The 18,449-nt window shown below is 70.5% G+C and carries 14 protein-coding genes; 9 read left to right on the forward strand and 5 right to left on the reverse strand.

Annotation, left to right across the window (positions count from 1 at the left end):
- Positions 1-50: 50 nt before the first annotated feature.
- From ET495_RS14815 to ET495_RS14830, 4 genes are all read left to right on the forward strand, one after another.
- Positions 51-1,640, forward strand: a complete 1,590-nt coding sequence (locus tag ET495_RS14815; protein ID WP_129205418.1) for a GH35 family beta-galactosidase — start codon at positions 51-53, stop codon at positions 1,638-1,640.
- Positions 1,641-1,780: 140 nt separating this feature from the next.
- Complete coding sequence (locus ET495_RS14820; protein WP_129205419.1) at positions 1,781-2,761, forward strand: carbohydrate ABC transporter permease; 981 nt, start codon at positions 1,781-1,783, stop codon at positions 2,759-2,761.
- Between the two features lie 56 nt (positions 2,762-2,817).
- Entirely contained in the window at positions 2,818-3,633 is an 816-nt protein-coding gene (locus ET495_RS14825; protein WP_245993485.1) for a carbohydrate ABC transporter permease, read from the forward strand.
- A 41-nt stretch (positions 3,634-3,674) separates the two neighbouring features.
- The gene (locus ET495_RS14830) at positions 3,675-5,042 is read left to right on the forward strand and encodes an ABC transporter substrate-binding protein (RefSeq protein WP_129205420.1); all 1,368 of its coding nucleotides are present in this window, start codon (positions 3,675-3,677) and stop codon (positions 5,040-5,042) included.
- Positions 5,043-5,169: 127 nt separating this feature from the next.
- On the opposite strand, the gene ET495_RS14835 is transcribed toward ET495_RS14830, so the two are convergent.
- The 4 genes from ET495_RS14835 to ET495_RS14850 form a co-directional block, all read right to left on the reverse strand.
- Positions 5,170-5,799, reverse strand: a complete 630-nt coding sequence (locus tag ET495_RS14835; RefSeq protein ID WP_425471239.1) for an HAD hydrolase-like protein — start codon at positions 5,797-5,799, stop codon at positions 5,170-5,172.
- Positions 5,800-5,914: 115 nt separating this feature from the next.
- Positions 5,915-6,919, reverse strand: a complete 1,005-nt coding sequence (locus ET495_RS14840; protein ID WP_129205422.1) for an NAD-dependent epimerase/dehydratase family protein — start codon at positions 6,917-6,919, stop codon at positions 5,915-5,917.
- A gap of 129 nt (positions 6,920-7,048) precedes the next feature.
- Positions 7,049-7,537, reverse strand: coding sequence for a hypothetical protein (locus tag ET495_RS14845; RefSeq protein WP_162616504.1), 489 nt, complete (start codon positions 7,535-7,537; stop codon positions 7,049-7,051).
- Positions 7,538-7,670: 133 nt separating this feature from the next.
- Positions 7,671-8,711: a LacI family DNA-binding transcriptional regulator gene (locus ET495_RS14850; protein WP_129205424.1), complete on the reverse strand. Its 1,041-nt coding sequence runs from the start codon at positions 8,709-8,711 to the stop codon at positions 7,671-7,673.
- A gap of 269 nt (positions 8,712-8,980) precedes the next feature.
- Here ET495_RS14850 and ET495_RS14855 point away from each other — a divergent pair, with 269 nt between their 5' ends.
- The 5 genes from ET495_RS14855 to ET495_RS14875 all read left to right on the forward strand — a co-directional run bounded on the left by ET495_RS14855 (position 8,981) and on the right by ET495_RS14875 (position 15,521).
- Positions 8,981-9,997 (forward strand): ABC transporter permease, encoded by a 1,017-nt coding sequence (locus ET495_RS14855; protein WP_425471151.1) that lies wholly within the window; start codon positions 8,981-8,983, stop codon positions 9,995-9,997.
- Positions 9,994-10,923, forward strand: a complete 930-nt coding sequence (locus ET495_RS14860; protein ID WP_129205425.1) for a carbohydrate ABC transporter permease — start codon at positions 9,994-9,996, stop codon at positions 10,921-10,923. Before ET495_RS14855 ends, ET495_RS14860 begins: the two co-directional genes overlap by 4 nt.
- Before the next feature lie 62 nt (positions 10,924-10,985).
- Positions 10,986-12,677 carry an ABC transporter substrate-binding protein gene (locus tag ET495_RS14865; RefSeq protein WP_129205426.1) on the forward strand — a complete coding sequence of 564 codons (1,692 nt, stop codon included), beginning with the start codon at positions 10,986-10,988 and terminating at the stop codon, positions 12,675-12,677.
- Between the two features lie 119 nt (positions 12,678-12,796).
- On the forward strand, positions 12,797-14,329 hold the full coding sequence (locus ET495_RS14870) for a GH39 family glycosyl hydrolase (RefSeq protein ID WP_129205427.1): 1,533 nt from the start codon (positions 12,797-12,799) through the stop codon (positions 14,327-14,329).
- Between the two features lie 205 nt (positions 14,330-14,534).
- Entirely contained in the window at positions 14,535-15,521 is a 987-nt protein-coding gene (locus ET495_RS14875) for a LacI family DNA-binding transcriptional regulator (RefSeq protein WP_129205428.1), read from the forward strand.
- 138 nt (positions 15,522-15,659) lie between these two features.
- Here the strand turns inward: ET495_RS14875 and ET495_RS14880 are convergent, their stop codons facing one another.
- Positions 15,660-18,434 (reverse strand): glycosyl hydrolase family 8, encoded by a 2,775-nt coding sequence (locus tag ET495_RS14880; RefSeq protein WP_129205429.1) that lies wholly within the window; start codon positions 18,432-18,434, stop codon positions 15,660-15,662.
- Between the last annotated feature and the right edge of the window lie 15 nt (positions 18,435-18,449).

Raw genomic sequence — 18,449 nt, forward strand, 5'->3', positions numbered from 1 at the left:
CCTGCCTTTCCGCCAGGAGGGGCAGGGCCGTCGGCATAGGATCGCAAGCCGTGACGTCTCTTCCCCGGCTGGACCGCTCAGGCTCCGCGACGCGCCTGCTGGTCGACGACGAGCCCTTCGTCATCCGGGGAGGCGAGCTGGGGAACTCGAGCGCCGAGCGTGCCACCCTGGCCTCGGTGTGGCCGCGTCTGCGGGCGATGGGGCTCAACACCGTCGTCGCCCCGGTGACCTGGGAGGCGATCGAGCCGGCGGAGGGTGCGTTCGACTGGTCGAGCGTCGACGAGCTGCTCGAGGACGCCCGGGCACACGGGATGCGGCTCGTGGTGCTGTGGTTCGGTTCGTGGAAGAACTCGATGTCCTGCTATGCGCCCGGCTGGGTCAAGGCCGATGTGGCCCGATTCCCGCGAGCGCGCACGTCCCGCGGCGAGCCGTTGGAGATCCTCACACCGTTCGCGGACGCCAACCGCGACGCCGACGCGCGCGCCTTCGCGGCGCTCATGGCTCACCTGCGTGAGGTTGACCGTGGCCACACGGTGGTGATGGTCCAGGTCGAGAACGAGGTCGGGATGGTCCCGGAGGCCCGCGACCACAGCCCGCAGGCCGAGGAGGCCTTCACGGGCCCGGTTCCCGCGCTCCGTCGCCCCGCGCACCTCCACCGCGCGTCCGCCGGCCCCACCCGCGAGGCCGCCCCGGCCCGGGCCCGCCGCCGTCGCGGCGAGGGCACCTGGACGGAGGTGTTCGGCACGGGCCCCGAGGCCGAGGAGGTCTTCCAGGCGTGGGCCTTCGCACGGTACGTCGACGCCGTCGCCGCGGCGGGCAAGGCCGAGCTCGACCTGCCGATGTACACCAACGCCGCGTTGATCCGCCCGGGCGCGCGGCCCGGCCAGTACCCGAGCGCGGGGCCGCTGCCGCACCTCGCGGAGGTGTGGCGCGCCGGCGCCCCGGCGCTCGACTTCATCGCGCCCGACATCTACTTCCCGGACTTCGCGCACTGGGCCGACGCGTACGCGGCCGCCGGCAACCCGCTGTTCGTGCCCGAGGCGCTGCGCAGCATCGACGCCGCCGCCAACGCGCTCTACGCGTTCGGCCGCCACGGGGCGCTCGGGTTCTCACCGTTCGGCGTCGAGTCCGTCGACGGTGACGCCGCCGCGATGCTCACCGGTGCCTACGACGTCGTCGCACAGCTCACGCCGCTCATCGCCGCGCACGCGGGCGACGGGTCGATGACGGGCCTGCTGCCGCCCGCCGACGACATGCGGTCCCCGCACCGGGTGCGGCTTGCCGACGTCGTGCTCGAAGCGACCTACGAGCGGGTCCCGGCGCCGTCGCTCGCCGACGGCGTCATCAACGAGGCCGGTCAGGCGGCCGGGACGACCCGGCTGCCGGCTGCCGCGATCGTGATCCGCACGGGCCGCGACGAGCTGGTCGTCGCGGGGATCGGCGTGACGCTCACCTTCCACGACACCGAGCCGGGCGGCGACGTCGTCGGCATCCTCACGTGCGAGGAGGGGCGCTACGACGGCGGCACGTGGCGGCGCGAGCGCCGGCTCAACGGTGACCAGACGCACCAGGGCAGGCACGTGCGGCTGGAGCCGGGCAGGTTCGCGGTGCAGAGGGTCAGGCTGTACCGCTACCGCTGACGGCGGCCCGACGCCCGAGGCAGACCCTGCCCCCGTCGACGAAGCGCGTGGAACGCGCAGAACGCGAACTTGTCCCAGAGTTCACCTGGACGTCGGCGTGAGGCCATGCCACGTCACGCGCCGTCCCTAACGTGGCAGCCATGTCACAAGGAACGGCGACCGCCGCGCTGCGCGTCACGGCCCCGTCCCGAGCGCGGGACCTGCGCGCCCAGCGCGTGGTGCGCCCGGACCGGTTCGCTCTGTGGCGCAGCCGGCGGCGACGCAAGGACTTCGGGGCCTTCCTGCTGCTGGCCGGGCCGAACATCGCTCTGATCCTCGTGTTCTGCTGGCGGCCCGTCGTGCAGAACATTCAGTACTCGCTCCTCGACTGGACGCTCGGCAACGCGACCGCGAGGTTCGTGGGCTTGCGCAACTTCGTGGAGTTCTTCACGGGTGAGGGCACCCGCGTGCTGTGGACCACGCTGCTGTTCACCGTGTTCACGGTCGGTGGGTCGATGGTGCTCGGCCTGGCGGTCGCGCTCGCGCTCAACCGCCGCCTGGCCGGGACGACGTTCGCGCGCAGCGCGGTGTTCGCCCCGTTCGTGCTCTCGGGCGTGGGTGTCGGGCTGGTGTGGGTGTTCATCTTCGACCCGACCGTCGGCGTGCTGTCCAACGTCATGGGCAGGATCGGCGTGCAGATGCCGCAGTGGTTCCTGCAGCCGGGGCCGGCCCTGACGATGGTGTGCGCCGTCTTCATCTGGAAGAACCTCGGCTACTGCGCGGTGATCTACCTCGCCGGGCTGCAGTCGATCCCGGCGGACGTGATGGAGGCTGCTGCGCTCGACGGCGCGGGCCCGGCGCGCCGGTTCTGGCGGATGACCCTTCCGCTGCTGTCGCCGGTCACGTTCTTCCTGCTGATCACGACGGTCCTCAGCTCGCTGCAGTCGTTCGACCTCATCAGGATCATGACCCCGCTCAACCCCGGAACCACGACGCTGATGTACGACGTCTACCTCCAGGCGTTCGGCGGCTACAACCGCGGCGGCTACTCGGCCGCGCTCGCGACGGTCCTGTTCGCCATCCTCGCCGGGGTCACTCTGGCGCAGATGCGATTCCTGGAGAGGCGGGTGCACTACTCGTGACCGCAGTCCTCACGGCCGCCCAGCGGACCGGCTCGCGGGCGCGTGCGCGCCGCGCGCTGGCCGACCTGGCGGGCGGCTACCTGCCCCTGGTGGCCGCGACGCTCATCGTCGCGCTGCCCCTGGTGTGGATGGTCATCGGGTCGTTCAAGACACCCGGCGAGGTCGTCACGCAGCGACTGGTCCTGTTCCCTGCACATCCGTCGCTCGAGGCGTACACCCGGGCGTCGGACCAGATCGACTTCGCGCGGCTGTTCGCGAACTCGGCGATCGTCACCGTGGTCGGGGCGAGCATCAAGGTGGTCCTCGCGCTCACGACGGCGTACGCGCTCGTGTTCGTGCAGTTCCCGTGGAAGAAGCTGATCTTCCCGGTCATCCTCGTCGCGCTGATGGTGCCCGCGCAGGTCTCGCTCGTCCCCAACTACACGCTCATCGCGTCGCTCGGGGGAGTGAACACCTACTGGGGCATCATCCTGCCGGGCCTGGGCACGGCGTTCGGCACGTTCCTCCTGCGCCAGCAGTTCCTCGCGCTGCCGCGGGAGATCGTCGAGGCCGCCGAGGTCGACGGCGCCGGGCACCTGTCGCGGCTGCTGCGCGTGATCGTGCCGATCTCGACGCCGACGATCGCGACGGTCGCGCTCGTGACGGTCGTCAACGAGTGGAACGACTACCTGTGGCCGCTCGTCGTGACGAGCTCGGCCCGCATGATGACGCTCCCGGTGGGCCTGACGCTGCTGCGCAACAGCGAGGGCGACGTGAGCACGTACCCCGTTCTGATGGCCGGTGCCGTCGTCGTCATCGTGCCTGTCCTGATCCTGTTCGCCTTCCTCCAGCGGTACATCGTGGCCGGCCTGACCCAGGGCGCGGTGCGGTAGCTCTTCCTCGTCCGGTGCTCGTTCCGAAAGGACCAATCTTCATGAAGCGATCCCGTTTCTCTCTCGCGGCCGTCTCGGTGGCTGCCGCCGCGTCGCTCGCGCTCGCGGCGTGCTCCGGCCCGAGCGTGGCGGTGGACTCCGGTGCGTCGTCCGGCAGCTCGGCCGCGCCCGCGGGCGGCCCCGACTTCTCCGGCGTCACGCCCGCGAAGAAGATCACCTTCTGGTCCAGCAACCCGGGCAGCTCGGGGGACGTGACGCAGGAGATCATCGACGCGTTCACGGCCAAGACCGGCATCGAGGTCGACCTGGTCCCGGCGGCGAGCTATGAGGAGGTCGCCCAGAAGTTCCAGGCCGCACAGGCAGGCGGCGGTCTGCCCGACGTGCTGACGCTCTCGGACGTGTGGTGGTTCCGGTACTACCTCAACGACCAGATCATCCCCCTGGGCAACGCGCTCAAGGCGGCCGACGTCGACACCGGCGACTACCTGCCGGTCTTCTACGGCGACTACACCTACGACGGCGAGCAGTGGGCCGTTCCGTTCGCCCGCTCGACGCCGCTGTTCTACTACAACAAGGCGCAGTGGGCTGCGGCCGGCCTCCCCGACCGCGGGCCGAAGACCTGGCAGGAGTTCGCCGAGTGGGCGCCGAAGCTGGCCGCCGCCAACGGCGGCAAGCCGGCCTTCGAGTGGCCCGACATCGCCGGGTACGCGGGCTGGGTCGCCCAGGACCTCCTGTGGGGCTGGGGCGGTTCGTGGTCGGCCAAGGACTCGTTCGACATCACCGCCGACTCGGCGAAGTCGGTCGAGGCGCTGCAGTTCCTGCAGGACTCGATCTACCAGGGCAAGTGGGCTGCGCAGGCTGCCACGGACGCGGGTGCCGACCTCGCCGCCGGGGGCACCTCGGCCACCATCGCCTCGTCCGGCTCGTTCGCGGGCATCCAGAAGACGCTGGACTCGGCGGGCAACCCGTTCGAGCTCGGTGCGGCGCCGCTGCCGGGCGGCCCTGCCGCGTCCGACGGAGTGAGCCCGACGGGCGGCACCGGCGTCGCGATCCCGAAGGGCGTCCCGGTCGAGAACCAGCTCGCGGCCGCCGAGTTCATCGCGTTCCTGACCAACCCGGAGAACACCGTGAAGTTCTCCGCTGCCACGGGCTACATCCCGGTCGACTCGTCGGCTGACACGGCGGCGCTGCGCGCCCAGAAGCCGATCATCGGCGTGGCCATCGACCAGGCGCAGCACACGCGCTCCCAGGACTGGGCGCGGGTCTTCCTGCCTGGTGGTGACCAGGCGATGAACGCCGCGATCCAGTCGATCGCGACGCAGAAGGTGCCGGTCAAGGACGCGATGGCGGACCTGCGGCACGAGCTCGAGCAGATCTACACCACGCAGGTCGAGCCGAACCTGAAGTAGCCGCGCTCGTTCCGGGGCTCGTCCGGCGATGCGCCGGGCGGGCCCAGGGTGCGGTGAGGGCGTGGCAGTCGGCGCGGTGGGGTGCCGACCTCACGCCGGCGCGGTCGGGCCGGTGCGACGGCGGCTGTCACACGAGGCTGAGCACCGCGTTCTCGAGCGCTGCGACGTCGTCCACCACCGCGAGTGCGCCTGCCGCCTCCAGCTCGCCCGGGTGCGCGTACCCCCAGCTCACGCCCAGGCAGCCGATGTCGTGCGCGCGTGCGCCGACGACGTCGTGCTCGCGGTCGCCGACCATGAGCACGCGGCCGAGGCCGGGCGCCGGGCCGTCGGCGGGCGTACGCCCGAGCGCGGCCAGCGCCTTCGCGATGACGTCGGCCTTGGTGGCCTGCTCGTCGAGAGGGGCGCCGAAGACGCCGTCGACCAGCGCGCTCAGCCCGAACCGCTCGGCGATGGGCACGGCGAAGACCTCGGGCTTCGAGGTCGCGACGGCGAGCTCGCAGCCCGCCGCGCGCAGGCGTGCGAGCTGCTCGGGGATGCCCGCGAACACGGCGTTGTCCCACATGCCCGTGGCGCGGAACTCCGCGCGGTAGGCGCCGACCGCCTCGGCCAGCCGCTCGGGTGGCACGCCGTGGGCGGGCAGCGAGTCGGTGATGGGCGGGCCGACGAACGAGCGCAGCGTCGCGGCGTCGGGGACGGGCAGGCCGAGCGCGGTGAACGCGTGCGCGACCGAGGCGGTGATGCCGGGCGCGGAGTCCATGAGCGTGCCGTCGAGGTCGAGCAGGACGAGGGGAGCCACGCGAGCACCCTACGGTTCCTGCGCCCCGGCATGTCCGTGGGAGGCGCTCATCTCCCCCGGACATGCCGGGAGTGACTCACAGCGAGCGGGCGTGGGCGACCAGGCGGTCGAAGCCGGCGTCCTGGGCGGCGTCGACCCGCTGCGCCTGCGGGTGCGCGTCATACCAGGCGACCTGTTCGTAGGCGGCCTGGTCGTAGGTGATCGTGGTGCCGAACTCGGGCACCAGCGCGCGCAGCTTGGTGCAGTCGAAGACCATCGAGTGCGCCTTGTCCCCCAGCAGCCCCGGGCCGTCGTCGGGCAGCACGCGCGCGATCGTCTCGCTCGCCACGTGCACGAGCTCGGGCTCGCGGACTCCGGCCGCCGCGGCAAGCCACGTGTAGACCTGGTTCCAGGTGGGCGCGTGCGTGCCCATGATCTGGAAGGTGTCGCCGACGGCGAGCGGGTTGCCGAGCAGGCCCACGAACCCGACGGCGAAGTCCTCGGTGTGCGTCAGCGTCCACTGCGTGGTGCCGTCCCCGTGCACGACGACGGGTTTGCCCGCGCGCATGCGTGCGACGTCGGCCCAGCCGCCCGTGGTCGGGATGAGGGTGCGGTCGTAGGTGTGCGACGGGCGCACGATCGTCGCGGGGAAGCCGCCGTCGCGCACCGCGCGGACCAGCACGTCCTCCCCGGCGATCTTGTCGCGCGAGTACTGCCAGAACGGGTTGACCAGCGGCGTGGACTCGGTGACGGGAACCCGTGCCGGGGGCTTCTGGTAGGCCGACGCGCTGGAGATGAACACGTACTGGCCGGTGCGCCCGGTGAAGCGTGCGACGTCGCGCGCCACGTGCTCGGGGGCGAAGGCGCGGAACTGTGCGACGATGTCGAACTCCCGGCCTGCGAGCGCGGCGTCGACGGCGTCGTGGTCGGTCGCGTCGGCCACGAGCGTCTCGACGTCGGCGGGCAGCGGGCGCTGGGAGGTGCGGCCGCGGTTGAGCACCGTGACGCGGTGCCCCTGCGTGACGGCGCGGGCGACGCTGGCGTGGCTGATGACGCCGCTGCCGCCGATGAACAGGATCGACTGAGGGTTCCGGGTGGTCATGCCTCATCCTCACCCGCGGCGGGTGCGCGCGCCGCGTGCCGGCCCTGCCGCGACACGGCCCCGTCCTGGACGCGCCGAGGGTCCCCGCGGCGGTGCCGCGGGGACCCTCGGGTCAGGGGGTGGTGAGCGTCAGCTCTGCGAGAGCGGACGACGGCGGAACAGCAGGTAGGCCACGACGCCGATGCTCAGCACGGACATCAGGGCGACACCGGCCACGAGGAACGGTGCGGCGCTGGGGCCGGCGTTGATCTGGGCGATCTCGACGTCCTCCGAGATCGGGGTGATCTCGGGGTCGACGTCGCCGCCCGGGGCGACGGTCGTGCCGTCGAGGACGTCGGCCGGCAGGTCGCCGGTGCCGGTGCCGGTGGCGTCGTCGTCGAGGGTCAGGGAGTCCTCGGCGAGAGGCTGGATGTAGGGCGAGCGTGCGCCGTCGGCCGCGATGGGCTCGACCTCGTTGCCGTACTCGTCGAGGAAGACGGGGGACTGGCTTGCTGCCGTTGCCGACGGGGCCGTAGCGACCGCACCGACAACGGGTACGACCGCGACGAGGCCCGCGAGCACGGCGGCGCCGATGCGGGGATAGATGCGGTTCTTCATGCCCACAAAGGTACGGGACATGAAGATTCGTTGACCTTTGCGATACCCTTGCTTTGGCGTCGATTGCGCCATCGTGGCGCTCTTCAGCAGGTCAGGCGATCGGCGCTTCCGCGCTCGCGCACTCCGGTGCTCGCTCGTGCGCGGCTGGTGCGGCTCACCTCGGGGGCGGCGCCGTGGACTCGCGCACCACGAGCTCGGTCGCGAGGTTGATGCGGCGCGTCGGCGGGGTGCGGCCCTCCACGAGCTCCATGAGCATCGACGTCGCCAGCGCGCCCATCTCCGCGAGCGGCTGGCGCACCGTCGTCAACGCGGGGATCGCCCACTCCGCGAGCGAGAGGTCGTCGTACCCGACGACGGAGACGTCGTCGGGAACGACGAGTCCCAGCTCGTGCGCGGCGCGCAGCACGCCGAGCGCCTGCATGTCCGACCCGGCGAAGATCGCCGTCGGGCGCTCGGGGAGCGAGAGCAGCGTGCGGCCCTCGCGGTAGCCGGCCTCGACGTAGAAGTTGCCGACGCGCACGAGCGACTCGTCGACGGCCACGCCCGCCTCGGCGTGCGCGCTGCGGAACCCGTCGATGCGGGCGCGTGAGCACAGCATGTCGACCGGGCCCGAGATCGCGGCGATGCGGCGGTGCCCCAGGCCGAGCAGGTGGCGGGTCGCCGCGAGGCCACCGCTCCAGTTGTCGGAGCCGACCGTGGGGACGTCCTGGGGCGGTTCGCCGTCCGTGTCGATGACGACGATCGGGATCGACCGGCGCGTGAGCACGCGGTGCTGGGCGGGTGACAGGCGCGAGGCGACCATGAGGACGCCGACCGGCGGGCGCAGCATCGTGGCGTCGAGCCAGGCGCGCGGCGGCCGGTGCTCCCCGCCGAGCTCCGAGAGGATGACGCTCACGCGGTTCTCGGCCGCGGCGTCCTCGACACCGCGGATGATCTCCATCGACCACGACGAGCCGAGCCGGTGGAAGACGAGGTCGACCAGGCCCGTGCCCTCGGGCGGGCGGGCGGCCTTGCGCCGGCGGTACTGGTGCCGCTCGAGCGCGGCCTCGATCCGCGCACGTGTCGCCTCGGCGACGTCGGCGCGCCCGTTGAGCACCTTCGAGACCGTGGGCACGGAGACGCCGAGCTCCTGGGCGATCTGGGCGATCGTCGGCGTCTCCCTGCCGGGAGGCTGCGGTGTGGTGGGTGACGTCATCGTCCCTTCCGGGTGCTGGCAGGCGGCTTCGCAAGTTTCTGCGTGCGACCCTACACCGCAGGTCGTCGCCGCGGGCGGCGATGGGTCTGACCTGGGGTTTGAACACGTGACTGAAATCGTTATCACCCCGTGATCGCTGGCCGCGCTCCACCTGTTGACGGGGTACCAGCCAGTGCCTATCGTCCTGTTCGCAAGCAATCGGAAAAACGCTCGCAACTTTCGAACTGTTCGGACGTGTCACGGGGTCGTGACCGAGGCTGGAGTGCAGAGTGGCGCATCAGGACAAGGTGGCAGAGCACGTGCCGCCTGCGGCAGGCGGGCCACGGCCCGCGGCTGCCGGTGGATGGGCGATCGACCACCGGGTGGAGCAGAAGCTCCACCACAAGGACTCGTGGGGCATCGCTCTGCGCCGGGACTGGCGGATCTACACGTTCGTGATCGTGCCGGTCCTCTTCCTGCTGGTTTTCCGGTACGTCCCGATGTTCGGCAACATCATCGCGTTCCGGCGGTTCCGCCCCGGCGGCAGCCCGATCGGCGACGAGTGGGTCGGCTTCCAGTACTTCGACATGTTCATCCACAACCCGCAGTTCTGGTCGGTGTTCTGGAACACCGTGATCCTGGGCGGGCTGTGGCTGGTCATCGGGTTCCCGCTGCCGATCATCCTCGCGCTCATGCTCAACGAGCTGCGCTCGCGCAAGCTCAAGCGTGCGATCCAGACGATCTCCTACCTGCCGCACTTCCTGTCGATCGTGATCGTCGCGGGCATCGTGCTCCAGCTCGTCGCGGTCGACGGGTCGGTCAACCAGTTGCTCGGGGTCTTCGGTATCGACCCGATCCCGTTCATGCAGCGCCCCGAGTTCTTCCGGGCGATCTACGTGATCTCCGAGGCATGGCAGACCGTCGGCTGGGGGACGATCCTCTACCTCGCCGCGCTGACGACCATCGACGACCAGCTCTACGAGGCCGCGCGCATCGACGGGGCCAACCGGTGGAAGCAGACCTGGCACATCACGCTGCCGGGCATCCGCCCCACGATCGTCGTGCTCCTCATCCTCAACATCGGCACCTTCATGGCCGTCGGCTTCGAGAAGGTCCTGATCCTGCAGAACCCGCTCATCTACTCGACGGCCGACGTCCTGAACACCTACCTGTTCCGCGTCGGCATCCAGTCGGGGCAGTTCTCGTATGCCACGGCGATCGGCTTGTTCGAGTCGGTGATCGGCCTCGTCCTCGTCCTCTCCGCGAACTTCACGTCGCGCAAGCTGGTTGGAGCCTCGCTGTGGTGACCGAACTCGACGCCACGCCGGACATCGTCGGCATCCGCACTTCCCTCACGCAGGTCAAGGACACCACGGGCACGCGCGTGTTCCGGGTCGTCAACGGGGTCATCCTGACGATCGTCTGCGCGGTGACGCTCTACCCGTTCGTCAACATCGTGGCGAAGGCGTTCTCGGCCGAGAGCTACATCGCGGCCGGCCAGGTCAACCTGTGGCCGCGCGGCTTCAACCTCACGACCTTCAAGGCGGTCATGGGCGACTCGATGTTCTGGACCAACTACCGGAACACGGTCGTCTACACGGTGGTCGGCACCGCGATCGCGATGGTGCTCACCACGACGTTCGCCTACGCACTGAGCCGCAAGCACCTGCGCGGGCGGAACGCCTTCATCGGCATGGCCGTCTTCACGATGTTCTTCAGCGGCGGCCTGATCCCGAACTACATCCTCGTCGCGCAGTGGCTGAGCATGCGCAACACCATCTGGGCGATCGTGCTGCCTGGCGCGATCTCCGTCTTCAACCTGCTGGTGATGAAGTCGTTCTTCGACGGGTTCCCCGCAGAGCTCGAAGAGGCCGCAGCGCTCGACGGCATGTCGACGTACGGAATCTTCTTCCGCGTCGTGCTCCCGCTGTCCAAGGCGATCATCGCGACGATGATCCTGTTCTACGCCGTCACGCAGTGGAACTCCTGGTTCGGCGCATTCCTGTACCTCGACAAGAAGAACCTGTTCCCCGTGATGATGTACCTCCGCAACCTCATCGCGGCCGCATCCGGGGGCACCGAGGTGACGGGAAACATGGACGACGCCGTCCAGATCGGCGCGAACATCCAGTCGGTGACGATGCTGCTCACCGTCCTTCCCATCATCTGTGTCTACCCGTTCATCCAGAAGTACTTCGTCTCCGGCGTCATGCTCGGCTCGGTCAAGGGCTGACGGACGAAGCACCCGGGCGGAGTCGCCCACGTCGGACAACGACGTTCCATCGAAGGAGAATCATGAGAAAGATCCGCAGGGGCTCGGCCGCTCTGGCGACGGTCGCCACGCTCGCCCTCGCCCTGACCGCCTGCTCGTCCAGCGACGAAGGCGACTCGCCGTCCGACGACGGGACCGACGCCAGCGCCACCGGCGTCACCATCGACGACGCCCACTCGGTGGGCGCGATGGCGGACTTCAAGGCCGGGACGACGTTCAAGGCGACCGAGCCGGTCGACTTCACGCTCATGTACCGCGACCACCCGAACTACCCGGTGAAGGACGACTGGTCGATCCTCAAGCACCTGAAGGACGACCACAACGTCAGCTTCACGCGCACCGACGTACCGCTGGCCGACTGGGACAACAAGAAGTCGCTGCTCATCGGCTCGGGCGACTTCCCGGAGATCGTGCCGGTCAGCTACGCCGGCCAGGAGACGCAGTTCGTCGCCTCGGGTGCGCTGCTGCCGGTCTCGGACTACTTCCAGTACATGCCGAACTTCGAGAAGAAGGCCAAGGACTGGGGCATCGAGGCCGAGATCGACACCCACAAGCAGGAGAACGGCAAGGTCTACATCCTGCCCGGTATGCGTGAGGTCCCCGACGTCCAGTACTCGGTGCTCATCAACGAGGACATGTGGACGAAGGCCGGCATCACCGAGGACCCGGCGACGTGGGACGAGTTCGCCGAGGACCTGAAGAAGGTCAAGGAGGCGAACCCGGAGGTCAAGTACGCGTTCTCCGACCGCTGGAACCAGACGCCGTCGCCGCTCGGCGCGCTGCTCCAGATGATGGCGCCCAACTACAAGACCGAGGCGGGCTGGGACCAGGCCGCCATGACGTTCGACCAGGACGCCAAGAAGTTCGTGGTCGCGGGCACGTCTGACAACTACAAGACGCTGGTGACCTACCTCGCCGGCCTCGTCTCCGACGGCTCGCTCGACCCGGAGATCACGCAGACCGACGACCAGGCGATCCAGAAGTTCATCACCGGTCAGTCCGCCACGATCTCGGGCAACACGCAGTACTCGACCGACATCGGCGCCAAGCTCGCCGACGCGGGCAAGTCCGACCTCAAGATGCGCCTGCTCACGCTGCCGGCCGGCCCGAAGGGCGACAACCTGCGCGGTTCGCAGCTCACCTCGGGCGTCATGATCTCGGCCAAGGCCAAGGACGACCCGCACTTCAAGGCGCTGCTGCAGTACGTCGACTGGCTGTACTTCAGCGACGAGGGCCTCGAGTTCGCTCAGTGGGGCGTCGAGGGTGAGACCTTCCAGAAGGCCGCCGACGGCACCCGCTCGCTCCTGCCCGGCATCGACTGGAACGGCATCAACCCCGACGCCGGCGACAACCCGAAGATGCTGAACACGGACTTCGGCTTCTCGAACGGCGTGTTCATGCTGGCCAACGGTTCGACAAAGGACCTCGTCCAGTCGGTCATGCCGCAGGCGACGAAGGACTGGGTCAACGAGGTGCTGGACCGCAAGACGCTGCTCCCGGTCAAGCCGTCGGCCAGCCTCAACGAGGCCGAGCTCGAGCAGGCCTCGCTGCTGGAGACGCAGGTCAAGGACGCGGTCAACACCGCGACCGCCGAGTTCATCACCGGCAAGAAGCCGCTGAGCGACTGGGACTCCTACGTCAAGGAGATCGACGGCCTGGGCGGTACCCAGCTCACCGAGCTCTACAACACCGGCTACCAGCGCGCGCAGGGCTGACGCAGGCCACCACTCCTCGCGTCATCTGACCGACCCCGCCGCTCGTCAGCCTCGCTGGCGGGCGGCGGGGTCGGTCAAGCCCACATCTCCCAGCCACGACACCGCACCGGAGCACCCACGTGAACACCGTCATCGTCCCTTCCCGGCCGATCGCCGCACTGCGCGACGCCTGGCGCCACTGCGTCGGGACGGGTGAGTTCGTGCTCGGCCTGCGGCGCGACTACCTGGAGTCGCTGGCGCTGGTGCAGTCGCAGATCGGGTTCCGGCACATCCGCGGGCACGGGATCTTCCACGACTGGATGGGGATCCTGCGGCAGTACGACGCCGCCGGACACGTGGGGACGCGGTACTCGTGGACCTACCTGGACCAGATCGTGGATGCCTACCTGGAGGTGGGGATCAAGCCGTTCCTGGAGCTGGGGTTCATGCCGCAGGCGCTCGCCTCGGGCGATCAGACGGTGTTCTGGTGGCAGGGGAACGTGACCCCGCCGCGGGAGTATGCGCAGTGGAACGCCCTGGTGGCCGCGACGTTGCGGCACCTGATCGACCGGTACGGGCGCGCGGAGGTCCTGACCTGGCCCGTCGAGGTGTGGAACGAGCCTTCGCTCAAGGAGTTCTGGCAGGACGCGTCCCAGGAGGAGTACTTCCGCCTGTACGACGAGACCTCGCGCACCGTCAAGGACGTCGACGCCGACCTCCAGGTGGGCGGACCGGCGACGTCACCGGAGGCCGACGACTGGTACGTGCCGTTCGCGGAGCACGTGGCCGCGTCGGGTGCGCCCGTCGACTTCTTCTCGTTCCACGCCTACACCACCGGCCCGGCCCAGCACGTGCCGTTCGGCGTCTACCAGACGCTGCGTCACCCCTCGACGCTGCTGGAGCAGTTCGCCCGCCCGCGCAGGCTTCTGGCCGGCACCGCGCTGGAGCACCTGCCGATGCACGTCACGGAGTTCAACACCTCCTACCGCCCCGACAACCCGGTGCACGACACGGCCTACAACGCGGCCTACCTGGCCCCGACCCTCGTGGGCGGCGGCGACCTGGTCGACTCCTTCTCCTACTGGACGTTCAGCGACATGTTCGAGGAGCAGGGCGTCCCGGTGTCGATCTTCCACGGCGGGTTCGGGCTGCTGACCCACCGGCAGATCAAGAAGCCCACCTTCCACCTGTACGCGTTCGCCGCCCGCCTGGGCTCCGACGTCCTGGCCCGCGGTGAGGACCATCTGGTCACACGTGACGACACGGGCCGGGTGAGCGTGCTGGCCTGGCAGCCCGTCGGCGGCACCGACGACCCGGCCGAGCCCGACCGCCATCACCTGCGGCTGTCGGTGCCGGTCCGCACGGCCGACGGCGGGACGCCGGTCACGGCCTACGCCCATCGCTCGCGGGTCAACGACGACGACGGCAACGCGTTCACCGCCTGGCAGCAGATGGGCCGCCCGGCCTCGCCGACCTCTCGCCAGCTCGACATGCTCTACGAAGCGGCCGAGCCTGCCGTCACGCATCGGGCCCTGGAGGTCGACCCCGCGACCGGCCGCGCCGACCTCGACCTCCACCTTGCGCGCCACGAGGTCACGCTCGTCGAGATCGACCCGGTCAGCGACGAGACGCCGGCCTGGCTCGACGACCTGCGCATCCTGGGCCGTCCCTGACCGGTCGGACCCGCCGGGCCACCCTGGCGGCACCGCTCCGGCCAGGATGTGATCGCCTCGCGGCACGCCGGGGCCGATTTGTGCACATTTTCGGCCAGGTGAGGCACCATCTCGGTGCCCCGTGCTGTGATCCGGCCAGCGGGGCCTGATCGCGCCAGGGCGGTGGGGTACCGTCTGGGGACCATTTGGAGAAGGAGTTTTTACCTTGGTCACCGTTCGCGACGTCGCGCGGGAGGCGGGGGTCTCGATCTCGACGGTCTCTCGCGCACTCTCCGTGCCAGACAAGGTCGCCGTCGAGACCCGAGAACGCGTCGTCTCTGTCGCCGCCGCGCTCGGGTACCAGCCCAACCGTGCCGCAGCCGGCCTGCGCGCCGGGCGCACGGGCACCGTCGGGCTCCTGGTGCCCGACCTCGCCAACCCCTACTTCGCCGCGGTCGCCAAGGGAGTCACCGCGGGGGCCCGCGAGCACGCGCTCGGCGTGTTCGTCGTCGACTCGGAGGAGAAACCCGAGGTCGAGGCCGAGCTGTTGCGCAGCCTCGCGCACCAGACCGACGGCGTCATCCTGGCCTCGCCGCGCGCGCTGGACGCCGACCTGCCGGCGGCCGGGGGCAAGCCGCTCGTCGTCGTGAACCAGGGTGGCCCGCTTGCCGTCGGCACGGACAACGCGGGCGGGGTGGCGCTCGCGCTGGAGCACCTGCGCTCGCTCGGGCACCAGCGCATCGCGTACGTCGGCGGGCCTGCGGCGTCCTGGTCGGACGCGCAGCGCCGTGCGGCGCTGCACGCGGCGGGCGGCGCAGGCGTCGAGGTGGTCATGCTGGGGCCGTTCCCGCCCACGGTCGACGGCGGGGCCGGCGCGGCCGACGACGTCGTCGCGTCCGAGGCCACGGCCGCGATCACGTTCAACGACGTCGTCGCCGTCGGGCTGGTGCGTGCCGTGCGCGAGCGCGGGCTGCGGGTGCCCGAGGACCTGTCCGTCGTCGGGTTCGACGACACGTTCCTGGCCGCGTTGGTCACGCCCGCGCTGACCAGCGTGGGCGCGGATCTGCGCGAGGTCGGGCGGCGAGCCATCGGTCTGCTCGTGGGGCGCATCGGCGCCCGGGCGGGCTCAGGGGCCGCCACGCGGGTGCTGCTGCCCGCGACGCTCGCGGTGCGCGAGTCGACGACGACGCCACGCACCGCACGCGAGGACTGACCGGCCCGCACCGGCGTCGCCCGCGCGACGCGCCGACGACACGGGCCGGTGGCTGGAGACTCCCAGCCACCGGCCCGTGTCAGGGCCTACCGGTCCCTGTCACTCCACGGTGTCACTCCACCGCGTCACTGCACCGTGTCACTGCACCGTGCGACGCCGGCGGTGCCGGACCATCAGACCTCCCGCCCCGGCGAGGGCGATCGCGAGGAGCGACGCGACCGCGAGCGCGGTTCCGTCGACTCCGGTGATCGGCAGGGTCCCCGCGGCGGGTGTGGGGGTGGCCGCGGCCGGTGCTGCGACGATCTGGAGCTCGGCCGCACCGAGGTGCACCCCGGCGGCGTCGAGGACGACGATGCTGTGCGTGCCCAGGGCGGTGTCCGCGGGGATCGTCGCCTCGATGGTGCCGTCGGCCCTGACCGCTCCGGTCACCAGGTGGCGTGGCGTCGAGTGCAGCCAGACCTGCACGGTCTCGCCGGCCCAGTCGGTGCCGACCGTGACGGGGATGGTCTGCCCGGGCGTCGCGGTCTGCGGCACCGAGACGGTCGCCGTGCGCGCGGGCGGCGTCGTGGGCTCCACCACGGGCGGCGTGACGGGCTCCTCGGCGGGGCCCCACGCCTGGAAATGACCGCTCGTGTGGAGCAGCGCCATGAAGTTGAGCAGGCCGTCGTAGTAGCGCCACCGGCCGGTCGCCGGTTCGAGGTTCCACAGCTCCTCGACGAACTTCCACGCCCGCGAGTCCGTCGCGGCGAGCGACGCGACGCCGTTGGAGGCGACGAGGCCCGGCGAGTGGTCGGTCGACAGCGCCTTGCCCACGAGGGCGTACTGGTTGGCGTAGGTGTCGAGGCCCTTGCGCTCGAAGAACGACTGGATGCGGTTGGAGAGCGCCTGCTCGGCGTCGTCCTTGGCCCACCAGGCGTTGTCGACCGACCAGTTGACCGCGGTGCGCCACGCGTCGAACCGGAAGTCGGCGTGGTTGCCGGAGTCCTTGGGCGTCCCGTCGAAGTTGGCGTAGTCGGGGGCGAGGCCCGTGCTCGGGTGCGTCGACTCCCCGAAGAACTGCCGGCTGCGGGCCGCGGCGTCGAGCCAGAACTGCCTGTCGGCGGCCGTGTTCCCGTTCCAGCCCTTCGCCCAGCGGCCCCACAGTTCGTAGAACGCGGGGACGTGGTACGACGGGTCGGAGTAGGTCGCGGCGTTGCCCTCGGGGACGAACACGACCATCTGGTGGTCACGGTCGAACATGTTGGTGATGCCGTCCACGACACCGCCGTTCATGTCCTCCTTGTGCAGCATCGTGTCGAGGATGGCGTTGGCCTGGGCCTCGTAGTCGTAGATGCCGGTGCCGTTGCCCCAGCGGTGGGCGGCGAAGAACAGCGCGGTCGCGAAGTACTCCTCGCCGTCGGACGCCGGGTTGGGGTCGGCGCACTGGCCGTCGGTCATGGCCTGCCAGCAGAAGTAGCCCTGGCGCGGGCCGGACTGGTGCTGCATGTACGTCGTCGCCCAGTTCCACAGGGCGTCGAACTCGTGCTGCTTGCCCATCTGGACGGCGATCATCATGCCGTAGCTCATGCCCTCGGAGCGCACGTCCTCGTTGCCGGCGTCGAGGATGTAGGCGAGGTCGCCGTCGGCGTCGGTGCCCGCGGGGTAGTAGAGCCGCTTGTCGTCGTCGGTGCTGGTGAAGTACGTCTCCCAGTAGTGGTCGAGCTTGGCCTGGACGTCGGCGTCGGTCAGCGCTGGGTCCCACTCGGTGAACAGGTTCCGGTAGACGCCGGTCTGCGCCGCGCCGGTCGTGGCCGGCACGGGGCCGGGCCGTTCGAGCGGGACGAACGGGACGTCGGGGTCCTCCGTGACGGGGGCCTCCGGCGCCGCGACCGCGATGCGGACGTCGTCGACGAGGAAGTCGGAGGTGTTGCCGCCCGTGGCGGTGTAGCGCGTCTCGAAGTACAGGAGGGACGAGTCGGCGGCCGGCATCGTGAACTGTGCCGAGACCTGGTTCCACTCGGTGTTCGTCACGTTGGAGAACTGCCCGAGCGTGACGAACGTGGTGGACGCGCCGGTGACCCGCTGGTGGGTGAGCCACACCGAGTCGACGGGCGCGCCGTCGGGGAAGCGGACCCAGGCGGTGACCGTGTACGTCGCGCCGGGCACGAGCAGCCCGGTGGTGTCGTGGCCGATGCCCGACCCCTGGCTGGTGCGGCCGGTGACGAGCGCCGCGTGCGCGCCGCCGTGGGCGTCGGTGCCGGTCTGCTCGACGACGTGGTCACCGGCGCTGCCCATGCGGGGAACCCAGCCGTCGAGACCGTCCTCGAACCCGGAGTCGAGCACCACGGTGCCGGGCGTGGGCAGCGGCCCTGTCGGCGTGCTGGGCTGGCCTGCGGTCACCAGGACGTCGTCGACCAGGAACGAGGGCTTGACCGAGCCGTCCCAGGGGCCGGCCTCGATCGAGAACTTGGTGGTCGCGGCGGCGCCGGGCCCGGGCAGCGTGTACGTCCCGCTGATCTCGGTCCACGCGCCGGTGCCGACGTCGGCCGCTCCCACGGGCGTGTACGAGCCGTCGTCGAGGGTGAAGCGGGCCACCGATCCAGGGGCTTCGTCGACCAGCCTCACACGGGCCGACAAGGTGTACTCGACCCCGGCGGAGAAGATCCCGGCCGGGGACTGGACGGTGTCCCAGGTCTGGGCCCGCCCGCTGACCTGGAGCGCCTTGCCGGCGTCGGCATCCACGAAGGTCAGGGTCGGGCTGCCGCTCTGCGACAGGACGCCGAGCGTGCCGTCGTCGAAGGTCTCCGACAGCACGACGTCCGAGGGGGTGGGGCCGGCGCCGTCTGCGGCGGCGGCCAGGCCGGCGGGGCTGAGCCCGGCGAGGGCTGCGACGAGCCCTCCGACGCCCACGGCCTTGAGTGCGCGCGATCTCATTGACTGCTCCCTTGC

The sequence above is a fragment of the Xylanimonas allomyrinae genome, from assembly GCF_004135345.1.
In the GTDB taxonomy this organism is placed as follows: domain Bacteria; phylum Actinomycetota; class Actinomycetes; order Actinomycetales; family Cellulomonadaceae; genus Xylanimonas; species Xylanimonas allomyrinae.

Excerpts from the sequence above, each read along its gene's own strand:
- ET495_RS14820 (WP_129205419.1), top strand. The coding sequence starts at position 1,781 with ATGTCACAAGGAACGGCGACCGCCGCGCTGCGCGTCACGGCCCCGTCC.
- ET495_RS14830 (WP_129205420.1), top strand. The coding sequence starts at position 3,675 with ATGAAGCGATCCCGTTTCTCTCTCGCGGCCGTCTCGGTGGCTGCCGCC.
- ET495_RS14835 (WP_425471239.1), bottom strand. The coding sequence starts at position 5,799 with ATGGACTCCGCGCCCGGCATCACCGCCTCGGTCGCGCACGCGTTCACC.
- ET495_RS14840 (WP_129205422.1), bottom strand. The coding sequence starts at position 6,919 with ATGACCACCCGGAACCCTCAGTCGATCCTGTTCATCGGCGGCAGCGGC.
- ET495_RS14845 (WP_162616504.1), bottom strand. The coding sequence starts at position 7,537 with ATGTCCCGTACCTTTGTGGGCATGAAGAACCGCATCTATCCCCGCATC.
- ET495_RS14850 (WP_129205424.1), bottom strand. The coding sequence starts at position 8,711 with ATGACGTCACCCACCACACCGCAGCCTCCCGGCAGGGAGACGCCGACG.
- ET495_RS14865 (WP_129205426.1), top strand. The coding sequence starts at position 10,986 with ATGAGAAAGATCCGCAGGGGCTCGGCCGCTCTGGCGACGGTCGCCACG.
- ET495_RS14880 (WP_129205429.1), bottom strand. The coding sequence starts at position 18,434 with ATGAGATCGCGCGCACTCAAGGCCGTGGGCGTCGGAGGGCTCGTCGCA.